Here is a 16705-nt window from a genome sequence, read left to right as displayed (position 1 = left end):
TTTATTTCCGGCTTCTTTCAAAGCACGAGCAATCGGGTAAACAGGAGCAACCCCTAGTCCTCCGCCAATACAGACGACTGTTCCGTAATTTTCAATTTCCGAAGGTACACCGAGGGGACCGACGAAATCTTGAAAAGAGCTCCCTTCTGGCATCTCATTGATCAATGAAGAAGAATAGCCCACGTCCTGAACAACTATGGTTATCGTGCCCTTCTCTCGATCAAAATCCGTAACGGTTAACGGAATTCGTTCCGATTTTTCGTCCATCCGGACGATGACAAATTGCCCTGGTTCAACTTTTTTTGCCACTGCCGGCGCTTCGACTTCCATAAGAACAATGGAAGGCGCAGCCGCTAGCTGTCTTCTTTTAACTACCCGGTACACGAACACTCCTCCTTAAAGATAATTCATTCTATATACCTAAACATTTAATTATTCGAGATAGTTAGGAAATTTTCCTGCCATTTTGAATTATTGGGATAATTTTATATCGCGAATTGTAGTTTATTATGTCGTATACGCTATTTTCTTGTAAATTAAAGTAAAACCTTGCGATAATTAAGGTTAACCTAATCCCGCAAGGTCTATTCTCTATTTTCTATTCTCGATTCCTTTTTTACTCTCTATTCTTTTTTGTCTGTTGCCTGTTTAGTCCTTGGGACGTCAGCAACGCAACGCCAATGGCTTGATCACGGCTCCACTCGGGTTCTGCCCAGTAAAGCTGTGCTTTGTGTCCCAAGCGCCTTGTCAGCTCTGAACGAATAAATAGATTTGAGGCCACTCCGCCTACGATTAAACAATGTTTGATTCCCGTTTTCTCAATGCCCGCTTGCAGGAGTTTGGTGATTGTGCGTGCAATACAGCCCTCTACGGCTCGTGCCACCTGAGCAGGCGGGGTATGCCGATCGATTAAGCGTTGAGCTGCCGATTCCACACCCGAAAAGCTGACCTCAAAGCCCTTGACAGAGGAAGGAAGAAGTGAGACGGCTCCCGCATCGGCGCCCTGAGCTAACCGTTCTAATTCCTTGCCCGCGGGAAAGGAAAGTCCCAGACGGACACCAATCCGATCCACAAATTGTCCGGCATGTAGATCCGTCGTCCCGCCAAGGAGTTTGATTTGAATTTCTCCAGGTTCTTCCTTTTCGACCTCTAATAGCTCAGTCGTTCCTCCCGAGAGATGGATCGCCAAAAATCGGTTTTCCGTTAACTCTCCCGATACGATACCGGCTGCCAAATGTCCTTCCTGATGACTCGTCGGATAAAGCGGTAGCCGTAAGCCTGTTGCTAATGAAGAGGCTACGCAATAGCCTGCTGTAAAAACCGGCATGTACGACCCCTCGACAGGGCGCGGAGCCGTGCTTACTCCAATTCCGGCTAATTCTTCCCATAGATGAGCCGGAACCTTCTCAACTAAATGGGGCAAGTTTTGAACATGCTGAAAAAAAGCCTCCGACTGAGCCAACCCCCGCTCACCCGCAGGCACATCAAGAACTTTCCGCGCTTCCCATTGCAGGCCGGTCTTTTGGTCAACAATAGCTAATGAAGTGGTATAAGCACTCGTATCGATTCCCAGATAGTAGGTCATTGGCTTTTTTCTTCCGTTTTTTGTTGATCGGCAACGATCTTATCCAGAATGCCGTTGATAAACTTTCCGGAGTCCGCACTGCCATAAAGCTTAGCAATCTCGATCGCTTCATTGATCGTAACCCTTCCCGGAATTTCAGGACGATAGAGAATTTCATACGCCGCCAATCGTAAAAGATTCCGATCAACGTTGGCCATACGCTTTAAGCCCCATCCCTCAGACAAAGCGCCCAATTTCTCATCGATTTCTGACTGGTGATCCAGCGTTCCCTTTACGAGCTCTTGGGCAAATTGAAGACTTTGTTCAGGAACTGCAAATTCCTCAGCCCAATGCTGAAGAATAGGTTCAATATCCGCCTGCTCCCCGCTTACATCCAATTGAAATAAAACTTGCAGCGCAGTTTCGCGCGCTAATCTACGACTCATTTAATGTCCTCCTAATTAAAAAAGCGGTCGAACCAATCAAACAGCTTTTTATGGTCATCCTGACTTTTTCCGATTAAAAAACCGACCCCGACAAAAAGAACAAGCACCAGTGATTTCCAGAACCCAAGGAACACGACCAATAATCCGAGTAAAAAGCCTAAAATAGAGCCTATCAGTTTTCCGGGGTGTTCGTCAAGGAGGTGCAGGAATAAAAACGTAAATTTCTGAACGAATGCACTCCACAAATTTTTCATCGCACGCGTGACGGGTGAGCAGTCTCTACGTTGCGCACCAGCACTTTCACCTCAACAATTCGAATACCTGTGAAACGCTCGATATCTTCTTTGACCTTGACCTGTAGTTGTTCAATTGTTTCGGGAATGACAACTTCAGGATTAAGTTGAGCATAAATTAAAACTTCTATGCCGTCTTCCCGCTGCCTTAAGTGTGGCTGAAGCTGGCGGACCGCCGGAATATCATACCCGCTGCGAACGACAATATCCTTCATTGCCGCCTCCGATATTCGCACCTCCCCAAGACGTGAAGGGGCAATAAACGTCGGCTCGCCCCGCCCGGCACGGAACCTTAGAAAGGGCAGAATACCTAAAACCAATAAAGCAGCGGCCAGAATGAGATCCTCCCAAGGATGAAATTTTAGCCAGTTCAAGCCTTCCAGTAAAGCTTCATAAGGAAGATTCCAACCGCTCACAATCGTTAAAATCCATCCGGCAGCGATAATGAAAAAAGCACCTACAAAGTAGGCTATCACATTTTTCACCTCTTTCAAACTTTTAAACCCCCCTGGAATCCAGGGGGGAGCCAATGATTCTATTTGATGCGATTCTCGTCTTCCTTAGGCTTAACTTCTGCGGGAGCACTGAATTGAACACCTTGAACATGAATGTTAGTTTCGATGACCTTCAATCCAGTCATACTTTCGATTCCCTCTTTAACGGCTTGTTGAACACGAAGCGCAACATCAGGGATCGAAGCGCCGTACTCCACTGTAATGTTTATATCTACAGCTGCCTCATGTTCGCCGACTTCGACTTTAACCCCTTTGGCCATATTTTTACTTCGTGTCAGCATAGAAGCAATATCACCCACAAAGCCGCTGCTCATGCTGGCTACTCCCTCAACCTTTGATGCAGCAATTCCGGCAATGATTTCCACTACTTCATCGGCAATCCGAATAGCACCGAGTGAATTCTGTACGGATAATTTTTCTTCCATATCTTCACCTCATAACCTTACTTATCCTCTTATGTTATTTAATTATAACAAAAGTCAAATAAACTGGCAAAGGCATTCTTCAGACAGAAGGGATTATTCTCCAAGAATTCGGCGTTGAATGAAGTTAGTATAAACTTCACCGCGGCGGAAAAAGGCATTATCCAAAACTTTAAGATGAAACGGAATTGTCGTATGAATTCCCTCGATAACGAACTCTTCTAGGGCACGTTTCATTCTTTCGATCGCTTCCTCGCGATCATTGCCCCAAACGATCAATTTTCCCACCATTGAATCATAATAAGGGGGGATCGTATAGCCTTGATATACGGCACTGTCGACACGAACGCCGGGTCCGCCCGGAACATGATAATATTCGATGGTTCCGGGAGAAGGCATGAAATTCTTCTCCGTATTTTCAGCATTTATCCGACACTCAATCGCCCAGCCGCGGACTTGAATATCTTCCTGTTTCAGCGTAAGCGGTTCTCCGGCAGCAATCTTAATTTGCTCCTTCAGCAAATCCACTCCGGTGACAAGCTCTGTAACCGGATGTTCAACCTGAATACGCGTGTTCATTTCAATGAAATAGAATTGATTATGCTTATCAAGGAGAAATTCGATCGTCCCTACGCTGGAGTAATTAGCCGATTTAGCCGCTTTTACAGCCGCCTCGCCCATGGCCTGACGCAATTCCGATGTCAAAGCTGAAGATGGGGATTCTTCCAAAAGTTTTTGATGGCGGCGCTGCAGGGAGCAATCGCGTTCGCCCAAATGAACCACATTACCAAACTTATCCGCAACAATTTGGAATTCGATATGCCGTGGTTCTTCAACATACTTTTCCAGGTAAACCTCGGCATTGCCAAACGCCGCTTGCGCTTCTGTCTGGGCTGCCTGAATGGATTTAACCAATTCCTTCTCATTCTGTGCAACCCGCATTCCCTTTCCGCCGCCGCCTGCGGAAGCTTTGATCAATACAGGATACCCAATTTCATCGGCTATCTTAGCCGCAACCTTCACATCTGTGATAACTTCCTTCGATCCCGGGACAACGGGAACGCCTGCCTCAATCATGGTCTTACGCGCAGCCGCTTTGTCCCCCATGGTTTCAATCGCTTTGGGATCAGGTCCGATAAACGTAATTCCGCTCGACTCACAAATCTCTGCAAACCGCGCATTTTCGGATAAGAATCCATAACCGGGATGGATTGCATCCACTCCGGTTAATTCTGCGGCACTCAAGATATTCGGGATATTCAGATAGCTCTTTGTCGAAGAATTCGGCCCAATGCAGATGGCCTGATCGGCAGCCTTAACATGCAGAGCATCTCTGTCGGCTTCAGAGAAAACCGCAACGGTTTCGATATTTAATTCTTGGCAAGCCCGGATGATACGCAGTGCAATCTCACCGCGATTGGCAATCAGGATTTTCTTAAACATTCTTTTCTCCCTATTTCTCAACGGCAAACAACGGTTGTCCAAACTCTACCGGTTGCCCGTTTTCTACTAAAATTTCAACAATTTTTCCTTCAACTTCAGCTTCAATCTCGTTCATTAGCTTCATTGCTTCAACAATGCAAACCGTTTGACCCAGATTAACCGTTTGTCCGACCTCAACGTAAGCCGGGGCTTCGGGAGCCGGGGTGCGATAGAATGTTCCTACCATAGGAGCTTTGATATATTCAACATTTGCTTTTGTGCCGGCTGAAGGTGCTTCCTCAACTTTTTCCGGAGTCGGTGCCGGTGCCGGTGCCGCTGCTGCCGGTGCGGTAGCGGGTGCCATAACGGGTATGGCCGGCACAGCCGCAGCTGCTGCAAATGCACTTCCTTTTTTAATCGAAACTTTTACACCTTCACTCTCAAGATTAACTTCGGCAATATCCGTTTCCCCTAAAACCTTAATCAGTTCTTTTATTTCTTGTAAATTCATCTTTGAACCCTCCTTAGAATTTGAAGACCGAACCCCTGTTACACTCTTAGAACCCCCATTTAGTCTTTCCATAAAGTATTTTTTAGCGACTTGCGGAAAGAGAGCATAACTCAGCACATCTTCTCGTGAGCACGCAAGATCTGCACATTCTTTCTCTGCTTTTTCAAGACCGGGTGCTAATTGATCGGCCGGTCGCCCGGTGAACGGAATTTCATCCCCGATAATTTTGTGTTGAATTTCGGGATCAACCTGAGCCGGTGGTTTACCATACTGTCCCCGGACATAAGCTTTAACTTCGCCGGGAATTAATTTATATCTTTTCCCGCTCAGCACGTTTAATACAGCCTGTGTCCCTACAATCTGGCTTGTCGGTGTTACGAGAGGCGGATATCCCAATTCTGCCCTAACCCGAGGTATTTCGTCAAGTACCTCATCAATACGATTTAAGGCCTTCTGTTCTTCTAACTGGGACACAAGGTTGGAAATCATTCCGCCGGGAACTTGATGTTCGAATACACGCATATCGGAAATCCGCGTAATCCCGCGTTCATGTCCTTGCGCTTTGCGAATCTCCTCAAAATAGTTCGCAATCTTAAAGAGTTGAGTAATATCTAGATCGGGCGCAAAATCGTAGTCGTCCAGGGCGCGTACGACGGTTTCGACAGGGGGTTGGCTGGCTCCAAAAGCTAAAGGAACACTTGCCGTATCAATGACATCCACACCCGCCTCTGCCGCTTTAACATAGGCAATCGTTCCCATTCCACCGATATAGTGCGTATGCAGCTGAATCATGACTCCGAGTTCATCTTTTAAGAGTTTAACCAATTGATAGGCTTTCAACGGGGTCAATAAACCGGCCATATCTTTGATGCAAATCGAGTCTGCCCCTAACTTCACCAAGTCCCGAGCGGTCTCTAAATAATGCTCAATGGTATGAACCGGGCTGACTGTATACACTACTGAAGCCTGAACATGCGCACCTGCTTCTTTAGCCGCTTGAATCGGTACGATCATATTGCGGACATCGTTTAAAGCATCGAAAATACGAATAATATCGATTCCGTTTTTAACACTTAATTGGATGAATTCACGAACGACATCATCAGGATAGTGCTGATAACCGACAAGCGATTGACCTCTCAAAAGCATTTGGAGGGGGGTGTTCTTGACTTCCCTCTTGATCATGCGTAAGCGTTCCCAGGGATTTTCCCCTAAGAAACGAAGGCAAACATCGAAGGTAGCTCCGCCCCAAACCTCTAAGGAATGATAGCCCACACTGTCAAGTTCGTTTAGAATAGGCAGCATATCCTCAGTTCGCATACGTGTTGCCCAAAGACTTTGATGTCCATCACGCAAAGTCGTATCCGTAATCCCAATCTTTTTCACTATTCCATAACCCCTCTCTCACCATCAAAACCAATCTCTCTAATTCTCTTTAAAATAATGATCTTATTAGTATATACCTGTAAATGCATGAATATTCGGTCTTTATTCCTTACAGAAACGATGTTTTAACCCCGCTAAGGCAATAGAAATCCATTGGTTTTTCTCCCTATGTTTTATTATATGGAACTCAAACCCCTTTTTCAATGAATCCTTCACAAGTATACAGTATTAAGGGAATTTACTCCAGATGGAGTTTCGACTCCATCTAATTGAAAACCTCCTGCCCGCATTATCGAGGATGCAGCAGGAGGCTGATATGTTAGCATTAAGCCTTAGTTTCGCAGATATTTATTGACGGTTTCTAATAGTTTATTGGGTCGAAACGGTTTAATTAAAAAATCGGTGGCTCCCAATTCTATTGCCCTTTGGATCACCTTTTCCTGAGCAACAGCGCTGCACATAATAACCTTTGCCTGATTATCAACGGTTAAGATTTCTTGGAGGGTGTCTAAGCCATCCTTTATCGGCATTGTAATATCCAAAAAAGTTAAATCCGGTTTATGCTCGCAAAAGAGATTAATAGCCACTTGACCGTTTTCAGCCTCAAATATTTCAATGGATTCGCGATGAGATAGAATTTGGCGGATCATTAAACGCATGAAACTTGCATCATCAGCAACCAGAATTTTGCTCATTCTTTTGTGTCCTCTCCTGACCTTGGAATCTTAGCTTCAATTCGTTATAAGTTTTAATTCGTTTTAAGTTAAATAATTCCTGCTTGATTATATATTTATTCTATTTTCTTACAGAAATATTAATACGGTCTATTCGTACATCCGCAACCCGCATCGTGATATCCTGAATTACACTGATTTCATAAGGGGATAAAGATGCTGCGAAAATTACTATATTAACACTATTAGGGGATATGTCAACAACCCCATCTTGAAATCCCTTAATTTTTAACAGATTTTCAATCTCATCTTCTTTACTGATTCGGCTTGTTAATTCAAGCCATTTCTGCTGGGCTTCTGCTTTTGTTTTCTCAACATTCGAGTCCAGGATTGCTGTAAGCATTGTTTTTTCCTCTTGACGAGTCCGGTCCCGCCGCAAGCGGTAATCGACAAAATAGTTTTCGCCGTGGAGTTCCTTCTGTATAATTTCGGTTGAAACTTCAATACCGGATTCATTGAGCGATCCACTGATTGACCCGCTGATTGATCCATTGACAGGCATTGTATTTTTCTCTTCGAAGTGAGGTACTTGACGATGGCTTAAAGCCCATCCTACCCCGATCAGAATGCATAGAAACAGCAATCCTGCGATGCTCCGGCGGAGTCTTTTTCTCGAGATAAAACGCGGAATTTGGATGAGGATTTTCATGTTCAGACTCCTCCCATCGGTTGTACTGAGATTTTCTGAGTCGGCACATCGAGGAGGGTTTTAACTGCATTATGGATGTTTTCCCGAATGTTCGGATCTTGTGCTCCCTCCGCAATAATTAGAACTCCGGCAACCGTCGGACGTTCTTCCATAACGATGACGGGTCCGCTTGCCCCATTGGGTATGACGAGTTGGTTGTTTTCCGTAACCTCGGAGGACTCGCGCGTCCCCCCCGTTTTATCCGCTTCCTTGATGGTCTTTTTCGTGATACTGCCACTCATAGCAAACTCGGATTTAAGCGAGGTTGAGAGCGTCACCGAAACCTGCACCCTCCCTACGCCTGTCATTTTCTGCAGGTTTTGGACGAGTTTATCCTCAAGATCTTTCTCTAAGAGACCAATCTGCGTTGCCTCATTATTGACATTAGGAACAGTTTGTTGAGATACTTCCGCACCTGCCTTAGAGCTGCCGTTGCTGTTAAACATTAAGATCACTGCAACCGCAATAGCTGCAACAATGGGGAGCAACAACTTCGGGGATACTTCTTCGAAAAACTTCATTAGGATCATCCTCCATCTTTTACGGCAGTTATGCCTGAATCAAGTCACAAAAATTCGGTCTCGCGGGATCTGGAGAAAGACAGATATTTTCTCTTTTATGCTCTCCCCCAGATTGGACCCGGTCTGAGATGACTTTTCCCCTGCCCCTTCACCGATGGTAACCGTCTGGACGTCCTCCTTCTTCCCTTGTGATGTATTAACCCTGATATGTACGCTTTGAACTTGGGGTTGTTCCACCAGCCCGCCATCGGAAGAAGCAAGCGCAATCTCGGCCTTCACCTGTTCCACACCGGGAATTTCAAGAACTAAGGCCTCAATCTGATTTTCCAAGATAAGTTTGAATTGTTCTTGAACGGCACCTCTGCCGATTTCCAGTCCGTTATTTCCGGCTAAAACGGGAAGCTCTTGGGAACGCACCTCTGTCCAGGCCGGGATTGACATACTTTGAGAAAGATGGAGCAGTGAGGTAATGGGTTCAAGCACCGCCGAAATCACAAAAAGCCCCATCACAAGTTTCACGAACCCCTGCATGGATTTATTCGGAAGCAGCATCTCTAAAACACTCGCCAGCAAAATGATAATCGCCAAATTCCGCACAAGCAGTTTCAAGCTCTCCAACGTATCCCTCCTTTACCTTAGCATAACGGTCAGATTTCCTGCGCCGACAATAATCGCGATGCTGATAAAGAACATTATGGCCAGCGATGCCACGGAAGCAAAAATATAGGTAAGGCTTTTTGACATATCCTGCAGGCTGTTGGATAGTTCCTTCAGACCCAGGGGTTCAACTAAGGCCGAAGAAATTTTAAACACAAAAATCATTGCGGCAATCCGAAGCGCCGGGCCAATACAGATCAAGGCAATGGCGAGGATACCGATAACCCCCAATGCATTTTTCATGAGCAGTCCTGAGCTTGCTACTATCTCTACTGCATCTTTAAAGAATTTACCGACAACCGGAATAAGATCAGCGGTATATTTAGCCGTCCTCAGCGTTACCCCGTCTGCTACCCCGCCGGTTACCCCTTGAATCGTCATTACTCCAATGAACACGGTCATCAAGATCCCAATTCCCACCTTGCCCGAGAATTCAAACAGGCCGGCAATCTTCCCCAGCTTAAATTCACCGGAAATATTATTAAATAATTTAAGAACGGCTGTTAAAAGAAAGAGGGGTAAAATAATGTTCTTCATCAAGGTCGCCAACAATGTTAAGCTGCCAACGACAACAGGCTTAAACAAAGCTGCTGTCGTCAGATTTCCCATAGCCATTAGAAGGGTCAGGATCACCGGAAACAAGGTTTGCAGAAAGCCTGTCATCCGATCAATCGCCTCCGTCGCAACCTTCAAGGTCTCTTGAAAAGCGGCAAGGCCAATGACCATCAGCACTAAATAGCTTAAATTATTGACCATCTTTGCTATGCTTTCACTGCTAAAGGCGTTTTGAAGGTTTTGCAGAACAGCAATCAAAACCGCTAAAACCAGCAGTTTGCCGATGATGGGACCGCTTTTCAATATCTCTCGACCGAGGAATGAAAGCAAACTCCGCCCTAGTTCCTGAGGTTCGAGACTTAATTTACCGCTTCGCAAATCATCAAAGATTTGCGAGAGTGAGAAATTGGGAATAGTCGTTTGAACATCCCGGTCAATCTGGTCCAAAAACCCTCGGACCTCACTTAAGTCAAATTGCTTTTCTAAAGCGTCCGCTTTCAGACTCCCCGTTGTTTCCGGACTTCTCGAACTCGCTCCTTCTCCCGCCTTTTCGCTCATCTGATCGGAATTAATTTCAACCGTAATTCGGGTATCCTCAATTCCCGAAGGTGAGATATTTTCTGCCCAAGCCACTTTTGGAGTTGTCCAACACGTCATTAAAAAAAAGAGGATCCCCCATCCTAAAAAACGTCGCAAGTTCTTCACCTCACGGAACAAGTCGTTTGATCGACTCGAGAATCGCTACAATTATGGGCATCGCCAAGACAAGGACTCCGACTTTCGCTGCCAATTCAATTTTCGTGGCTAAGGCCTTTTGATCCGCATCACGACATATATCAGCCGCAAATTCAGCCAGATAAGCTATCCCCACAATTTTTAAGACAATGAACAAATAGTATGAACTGATATTGGCTTGATCGGCGAGACTTTGCAGGAGATCGACAATTATTTTAATCTTATCTAAAACCGCAACGAAAATTATTGTCCCTGTCAGAATTGTTAACTGAAGGGCAATTTCATTGCGTTTTACTTCTTTTAAAACGGATCCGATGATAGCCACAATTAAGGCCAGCCCCACGATCTGCCATACTTCCACGTTCAGACCCCCTAGTACAGTTGAAATACGCTCTTCACCAGACTAAACAATTCTCCTACAGCCTGAACGACGATATATAAGACAACCACCACCCCTGCAAGTACTGTCAATTGGCTGATCTCTTTCCGGTTGGCCTGATCGAGAACCATGACCAAAATACCAACGAGCAATCCAATACCTGCAATCTTTAATACCATCTCAAAAGACATTGATTTCTCCCCTCTTTCCCCATGACTTTGGGATTTTATGGCCTTAAAGCAGAAAGATAACCCCGGCGATCCCACCCAGGAAGCCTAGATAAGACCACATTTTTGCTTGTTTGTCCGTTATCAGCAGAGCTTGCTGCTCTATATCCCGGATTTGCTGTTTGACGAGTTCAATCTGTTTATGCTGCTCTTGGCGATCGGATCGGCCAAGCCCTTTGCCGACATTCTGAATCACCTGCCAATCCTCAGCTTTTAGACAGAATTTCCTCTCTTCAGACCGGATGGTTTTGTTCCAAGCAGTATTTGCACTTTCCCCCTCCAGAACTCCCTGCTCAAGCCCGGCAAAAAAAGTTCTCCAAGCCCCCTCGGAACGCTCTTTGAGGAGGGCAAACGCCTCAGGTAAAGGTGTGCCTCCCCAAAATATTTCTGTATCAAGGAGAGTCAGTGCCGTAAGAAAGTCGCGCAATTCTACCGGCCGCTTCTTGATTCTGGCCGCGAGATAAAGCCCGAGGCTTCCGCAACCTGAAATCAGAATGATTGATGGTAAAACGACCATACTTCTATTCCCCTTCTCGATTAACACGCTATTTAAGATCAATAATATCTTCCACAGTGCCCGGGCCTTTTCGCCGGCTCAAGACCACTATCCGTTCAAAAACGCCGCCGGCAAAAATGGCCCCCAAAACCGGCCGCTTTTTTGCTTCTTCAACGCTCCCTGCATGGGCTGTACTTAATACGCTGACCCCGGTTCTTAAGGCATCTAACACGGCTTCAACATCCTGGGGCTGACCGAGTTCATCGACAGCGATAACCCGCGGTGACATCGAACGAATCAGCATACTCATTCCTGCCGCCTTAGGACACCCGTCTAGAATATCCGTGCGACAGCCCAAATCATATGTGGGCTGTCCCTGCCACATGCCCGCAATCTCGCCCCTCTCATCGACAACCCCAATCGTCTGTCCCTTCAGGGCCAGTGCGGGGATTCCATCGCTTAAACAGCGGATCAAATCCCGGAGCAAGGTTGTCTTCCCCGCCCGCGGTGCCGAGAGAATAAGGGTGTGACGCAGGGAGCCATCCGCTCGAATCAACCGGGGTAATATTCCTATGGCCTGCCCTAATATTTCTGAGGCCAGACGAATATTTAAACCGGAGATGTGTTTGAGATTTTGGACCTTCCCTTGCTTTAAAACGGTCTCCCCCGTCACCCCCACGCGATGGCCCCCGGGCAGCGTTATAAAACCCTGTTTAAGGTCCTCCTCAGCCGCATAGAGTGAACTTTGGGTCATTCGCTCGAGGGTTTGCATTAGATCCTCACGCTGAACTCGGTAGGCCCTTTCGATTGAAACCATCTTTCCTCTAGAATCCAGAAAATACTCATTTTGATTTCCCAGGAGCAGGAGCGGTTTGTTTGTCCGCAGTCGTACCTCTTCAATTTCAGAAAGGGGCAATCCCGTCGCAGAAGCGAAAATTTCACGCAAAGGATCACTTAACCACTTCACAATATTGTCTAAGCGAGATGCTTGGTCTTTCCTTTCGGAATGGGTTGGTACTAAACTATAACGCAGCGACACACTCTGTCCCCCTTTGTTAAAAGGTATGTCCCGCGTGGTTAAATTAGACATCCTACTGTGAAAAAACGAAAAAAGTTCGGAACTACGAATTACGATTAAAAACAGAAGCTGTCGCAAAACCTATGGTCGTAGTCCATAATTATGGACGCGCGAAAAAGAGGCTGTTTTGCGACAGCCCCCTCACGCTATATTGTATTAAGTATCCTATTGGGTAAGATAAATTCAACAATCCTCATTTACCAGAGGACAACTTGATATATATTAAGGAATTTAAGCTAATATTTGTTAGTCTTCTTTGACTGCCAATAAAACCCCGCTGAAAATCAAAATAGAGCCTAGCCAGAATGTGATTCCAACATGTTCTTCGAGGATAAACCAACCAAGCAAGGTTCCAGCGATGGGTTGAAAGAAGAAATATAAACCTCCGCGAGAAGCATCGACCATTTGTAGCCCCTTGTTCCAAAGAAAGAAAGCAATAGCCGTAGAAACAATACCAAGATATAAGACTCCAATCCCAATTGTTGGTTGAAAGATTGCCCGGATATGGGTCATGTCTATCTGGGATACCACAAAAGGGGTTATTATCACTATCGCAGCAAAAATAGCGTAAGTAGTAATTACGAGCTGAGAATAGCTGCTGGGAATTCGTTTTACCAGCACGGACATTAGTGCCCAAGATAGAGCCGCTATCCCTAAAACAATGCCGCCGAGCTGATATGATTTTTCAATATTCCCAATTCCTACAATGCATAACACACCAATAGAGGCTAAAGAAGTGGATAACCCCTTGCGAAGGGTAATCTTTTCTTTCAATAAGAGGCGAGCGAATATAACCATAAACGCTGGAGTTGCCGAAGTAATCATCGCTCCCGTTTGAGCGGAAGAAAGCTTAGTTCCGACAAACTGAGACCAGATAGATATGACATATCCGATTACCCCAACAGCCAGAATAAGCGGGATATGCCGTTTCTGGATATGCCAAGATTGATGAGTGACAGCACTCATAATAATCAGAGTAATTAAAGCCACTATATAGCGTAGCCAAACTAGCTCGAGTGGTGGGATAACAGTAAGTACAACTTTACTAACGACATACATGCCGCCCCAAATTGTTGCGGCTGATGCCAGGCATATCGGACCAATATACTTTTTTAACATTTAATTTCCCTCCGTCTTGAACTTTAAATTCATGCTCCAGACGGAGAATGCTGAACCGCACTCCAATCCGTTTAGGAGCGAAGTTCATATGGAGTATCGTTTTCAAACAATGGTTTAAAATACATTTCTATACCACCTCCACGTTTAAAATTCTGCTTTACATATAAACTGTACAATATCCTAGCATTGAACCACAATAACTATATAAAAAAATGTGTTACAAAGTTAAATTAAAGACTTGAACAAGTTGTACTAGCCTTTGACCCTACTAGCTTTATTTGTCTCCTGTCTTGATATTGCTCTTGAACATTTCTTTAATTTCCTTTACATCTGAAGCAATTCTAAATACTTTATAGTAAATTGTAAACAAAATAATCATGGGTATGATATAAAAAATAATTATGCTCTCCAACAGGCAACTCCTCCTTTCAAATGTTTCGCATTTTCTACAACTGCGCCACAACCCCATGAGAAAAATGCGCGGGACACTTATCAACCTCTTTTTAGAAATTCGCTCCGCATTTGGAGGTGAATTAAGATTAAATCACTTAACACTACCTCCAATTCAACACTTTTTACTGGAATACGAAAGATTGAATTCCCATAGACCAACAACGCTTGGCAGACGGTTCGGTACAACAAGGGATTCATGATGTTCTGTTTGCTATAGTAGCAAATATTCTTTCTTTAATACGCCATATAAGAACATTGTTTACTAACTAAAACCTTCTCTTACGATTTTAGGTATATTTCGATTCTTTCCTTACCACTGCCCAAGTTGTTTCTTTTTAAGGATATCGGACCGATTTCTCCTGTCCTTCTTATATGCGTTCCCCCACATGGAACTTTTGCAAACCCTTCTATGTACCAATATCTTTTTTCATTTTCTTCATCATCGAAAGCACTTACTATATCCAAGTTTGAATTTATTATGTTGTTTGCTTTATTGAGGAGTTCTGGAAATATTTCAGAAATTCTTCCTTCCCAAAAGAAGTCTACTCTTGCCTTATCAACAGTTATATTTGCTCCAATTTTCTCAGGATGATTATAGTTTTGATACACTAATTCCAAGATGATTTCGGCTGCAAAATGCAATTTCATCAATCTATATCTCTTTTCCCAATCAATTATAACTATAACATTTTGATTAGGTATTAAGTTATGTTTCTCTCTAATGGTATAGAAAATTTCTTTTTCCTCTTTTTTTGCTTCTATAATTTCAAATCCTCCTATAGTTCCTGAATCAGACTGTTGACCTCCTGAAAAGGCAAATGCTATTGTTTGGTCAAGAGTTATAACATTACCGTTTACACGGGTTACTTTCGCTTCAAGTTTAGTTAAGTAAGGATTATCCCAAAATATTTTCTTAACACTCATTTCATAACCTCTTTTCTAAGTATCGGAAACACTTTGTTATCCTGCAGTATCCGAGCTTGCATATCTAGCATATTCTTCTTTTTAGTAATACTTCCTTTTCCGGCAGCAAAAGTAATTAAAGGCTTCTTATCTTTCTTCAAAATTGGATATTGCAGATAACGTCCCCAGGATTCCCAACGTATCTTTCCCGACAGGGCTTGCGCAAGACTTGCTTCTCTTGGACATGTGGTACGGCTTATCCCAAAAGCTCTCTTAATGGCACCCTTGCGGGAATCCTCGTACTAGCATATGTCACCCTGATTCTCCATATAAACCCTATTTCAGATCATTTATGTTAACGGTTGTCTCTTCCCAGACATCTTGATTGTTATCATCGTTAAAAGCCCTCAATGCCCATACGCTTTTTCCATTAGCAAGAACCGAAAATTCTAGATTAGAGGCTTTTTGTTCTCCCTTTTGAAACTTTCCTTTTGCAAAAACTATATAAATAATCTCCTTAGTTCCTTCCGCTTCTGTTCGTGTAACTGTAATTATCTGAGGCTTCGATTCACCATATATTCTAGAGACTTTACTAATCGCTTCTGTAGCCTCTTGCGAAATACCACTTACGGGACGACTATTCAATTCGCTCCTGCATCCTGTGAGAATAATGGATAATATTAGGATCATAATAATCGAAACTTTTTTGACCATCATAGCTCCCCCATTCCAAACGCCAAAAAATGATTATCCCCTTCTAAGTTGGCAAAACTAGACATAGAGTCTTGTAACCAGACTGTGGAGGTAGTAAGATATGGACAATAAAGACGATATAGACAAGAATAGTCCTCAAGAGGAGGGTGATCAAATGCCGGCATTAGTAAAAAAGAAGGAACTACTTATAAAGGTTTATCTTTATCCGAAAAAAAACTAAAAGAGATAACTATAAGCCCCCAAATTAAGAATGGTAAAGTACAGTTAGACAAAAATGATAGTGCTCATCGTTATATCTATGAGGATTGATTGATAAGAATGAACTTTAATGTTGGAGATATTTTTTGGTTAGATGTTGAATTTGAAGATGATCCGGAAAGTAGCAAAAGAAGACCAGCAATAATTGTTGGTGGTACAGCAGATGAATTATTCAATTCAAGATTCCAATTTTAAATTGGCGCAATAATGGTTATATTATGAAAATGGAGAAAAGTAGTTTTAACTACTTAGTGAATGAGCTTGAATTAATACATGGAAGAAATGACTAGGGCCTCCAATTAGGGGGTCTTTTCTCATTCATAATCCTCATGCACAAAATAAGCATTCATTAGAACGTGCAGGAAATTTGATAATCCCCCCCGAATTCAGAGGCCGCCACGGACGGTAGCCCCATAAATATTTGGTAAGGCTAGAACTAAAAATAATAGGAAGACTGCGTATTATTCTTTTAAAAAAGCTATATAATTAGTTGTGACCGCGTACGCTAAATGGCGGTGAAAGACTTAGCGCCAAAGGCGCTGATACAAAATGGTGATAATGCAGGAAAAATGACGATAAACGGAGAAAGCCATCCCTTGTAAAAAATGCAAGGAGATGGCTTCTTCATC

At 43.9% G+C, this 16705-nt stretch carries 21 protein-coding genes and 1 pseudogene; 1 reads left to right on the top strand and 21 read right to left on the bottom strand.

Annotated elements, in window-relative coordinates:
- From VB077_RS15895 to VB077_RS15795, 21 genes and pseudogenes are all read right to left on the bottom strand, one after another.
- Window positions 1-384: pseudogene (locus VB077_RS15895) on the bottom strand (sulfide/dihydroorotate dehydrogenase-like FAD/NAD-binding protein); the annotation flags it as partial.
- 232 nt (window positions 385-616) lie between these two features.
- Window positions 617-1585, bottom strand: a complete 969-nt coding sequence (locus tag VB077_RS15890) for an O-sialoglycoprotein endopeptidase (RefSeq protein ID WP_323416237.1) — start codon at window positions 1583-1585, stop codon at window positions 617-619.
- Window positions 1582-2010: a transcription antitermination factor NusB gene (gene nusB / locus VB077_RS15885; protein ID WP_323416236.1), complete on the bottom strand. Its 429-nt coding sequence runs from the start codon at window positions 2008-2010 to the stop codon at window positions 1582-1584. The genes VB077_RS15890 and nusB overlap by 4 nt, the downstream gene beginning before the upstream one ends.
- An 11-nt stretch (window positions 2011-2021) precedes the next feature.
- Window positions 2022-2264: a DUF2273 domain-containing protein gene (locus tag VB077_RS15880; protein WP_323416235.1), complete on the bottom strand. Its 243-nt coding sequence runs from the start codon at window positions 2262-2264 to the stop codon at window positions 2022-2024.
- Entirely contained in the window at window positions 2261-2788 is a 528-nt protein-coding gene (gene amaP / locus VB077_RS15875) for an alkaline shock response membrane anchor protein AmaP (RefSeq protein ID WP_323416238.1), read from the bottom strand. Before amaP ends, VB077_RS15880 begins: the two co-directional genes overlap by 4 nt.
- Window positions 2789-2838: 50 nt before the next feature.
- Window positions 2839-3243, bottom strand: coding sequence for an Asp23/Gls24 family envelope stress response protein (locus VB077_RS15870; RefSeq protein WP_323416234.1), 405 nt, complete (start codon window positions 3241-3243; stop codon window positions 2839-2841).
- A gap of 93 nt (window positions 3244-3336) precedes the next feature.
- Complete coding sequence (gene accC / locus VB077_RS15865) at window positions 3337-4683, bottom strand: acetyl-CoA carboxylase biotin carboxylase subunit (RefSeq protein WP_323416233.1); 1347 nt, start codon at window positions 4681-4683, stop codon at window positions 3337-3339.
- 10 nt (window positions 4684-4693) lie between these two features.
- Window positions 4694-6559 (bottom strand): acetyl-CoA carboxylase biotin carboxyl carrier protein, encoded by a 1866-nt coding sequence (gene accB, locus VB077_RS15860; protein WP_323416232.1) that lies wholly within the window; start codon window positions 6557-6559, stop codon window positions 4694-4696.
- Between the two features lie 332 nt (window positions 6560-6891).
- Window positions 6892-7254: a response regulator gene (locus VB077_RS15855; protein WP_323416231.1), complete on the bottom strand. Its 363-nt coding sequence runs from the start codon at window positions 7252-7254 to the stop codon at window positions 6892-6894.
- Between the two features lie 100 nt (window positions 7255-7354).
- Window positions 7355-7942: a SpoIIIAH-like family protein gene (locus tag VB077_RS15850; protein ID WP_323416230.1), complete on the bottom strand. Its 588-nt coding sequence runs from the start codon at window positions 7940-7942 to the stop codon at window positions 7355-7357.
- Window positions 7943-7944: 2 nt separating this feature from the next.
- A complete protein-coding gene (locus VB077_RS15845) occupies window positions 7945-8502 on the bottom strand; it encodes a stage III sporulation protein AH (RefSeq protein WP_323416229.1) in 558 nt (185 codons plus the stop codon).
- A 39-nt stretch (window positions 8503-8541) separates the two neighbouring features.
- On the bottom strand, window positions 8542-9120 hold the full coding sequence (locus tag VB077_RS15840; protein WP_323416228.1) for a stage III sporulation protein AF: 579 nt from the start codon (window positions 9118-9120) through the stop codon (window positions 8542-8544).
- A 12-nt stretch (window positions 9121-9132) separates the two neighbouring features.
- A complete protein-coding gene (gene spoIIIAE / locus VB077_RS15835; protein WP_323416227.1) occupies window positions 9133-10371 on the bottom strand; it encodes a stage III sporulation protein AE in 1239 nt (412 codons plus the stop codon).
- 49 nt (window positions 10372-10420) lie between these two features.
- Window positions 10421-10810 carry a stage III sporulation protein AD gene (gene spoIIIAD, locus VB077_RS15830; RefSeq protein WP_323416226.1) on the bottom strand — a complete coding sequence of 130 codons (390 nt, stop codon included), beginning with the start codon at window positions 10808-10810 and terminating at the stop codon, window positions 10421-10423.
- 11 nt (window positions 10811-10821) lie between these two features.
- On the bottom strand, window positions 10822-11019 hold the full coding sequence (gene spoIIIAC, locus VB077_RS15825; protein WP_323416225.1) for a stage III sporulation protein AC: 198 nt from the start codon (window positions 11017-11019) through the stop codon (window positions 10822-10824).
- Window positions 11020-11062: 43 nt separating this feature from the next.
- Window positions 11063-11572: a stage III sporulation protein AB gene (locus tag VB077_RS15820; protein ID WP_323416224.1), complete on the bottom strand. Its 510-nt coding sequence runs from the start codon at window positions 11570-11572 to the stop codon at window positions 11063-11065.
- A 28-nt stretch (window positions 11573-11600) separates the two neighbouring features.
- Window positions 11601-12590 (bottom strand): stage III sporulation protein AA, encoded by a 990-nt coding sequence (gene spoIIIAA / locus VB077_RS15815; RefSeq protein ID WP_323416223.1) that lies wholly within the window; start codon window positions 12588-12590, stop codon window positions 11601-11603.
- Window positions 12591-12875: 285 nt separating this feature from the next.
- Window positions 12876-13748: a DMT family transporter gene (locus tag VB077_RS15810; protein ID WP_323416222.1), complete on the bottom strand. Its 873-nt coding sequence runs from the start codon at window positions 13746-13748 to the stop codon at window positions 12876-12878.
- A 274-nt stretch (window positions 13749-14022) separates the two neighbouring features.
- Entirely contained in the window at window positions 14023-14160 is a 138-nt protein-coding gene (locus VB077_RS15805; RefSeq protein WP_323416221.1) for a hypothetical protein, read from the bottom strand.
- Window positions 14161-14480: 320 nt separating this feature from the next.
- A complete protein-coding gene (locus VB077_RS15800) occupies window positions 14481-15125 on the bottom strand; it encodes an alanyl-tRNA editing protein (RefSeq protein ID WP_323416220.1) in 645 nt (214 codons plus the stop codon).
- Between the two features lie 315 nt (window positions 15126-15440).
- On the bottom strand, window positions 15441-15818 hold the full coding sequence (locus VB077_RS15795) for a hypothetical protein (protein ID WP_323416219.1): 378 nt from the start codon (window positions 15816-15818) through the stop codon (window positions 15441-15443).
- Window positions 15819-16136: 318 nt separating this feature from the next.
- Between VB077_RS15795 and VB077_RS15790 the strand changes: the two genes are divergently transcribed.
- Window positions 16137-16271: a hypothetical protein gene (locus VB077_RS15790; protein WP_323416218.1), complete on the top strand. Its 135-nt coding sequence runs from the start codon at window positions 16137-16139 to the stop codon at window positions 16269-16271.
- The last annotated feature ends 434 nt before the right edge of the window (window positions 16272-16705 follow it).

This window comes from Desulfitobacterium sp. (assembly GCF_034927245.1).
Taxonomy (GTDB): domain Bacteria; phylum Bacillota; class Desulfitobacteriia; order Desulfitobacteriales; family Desulfitobacteriaceae; genus Desulfitobacterium_A.
This window is presented reverse-complemented; position numbering and strand designations above follow the sequence as displayed.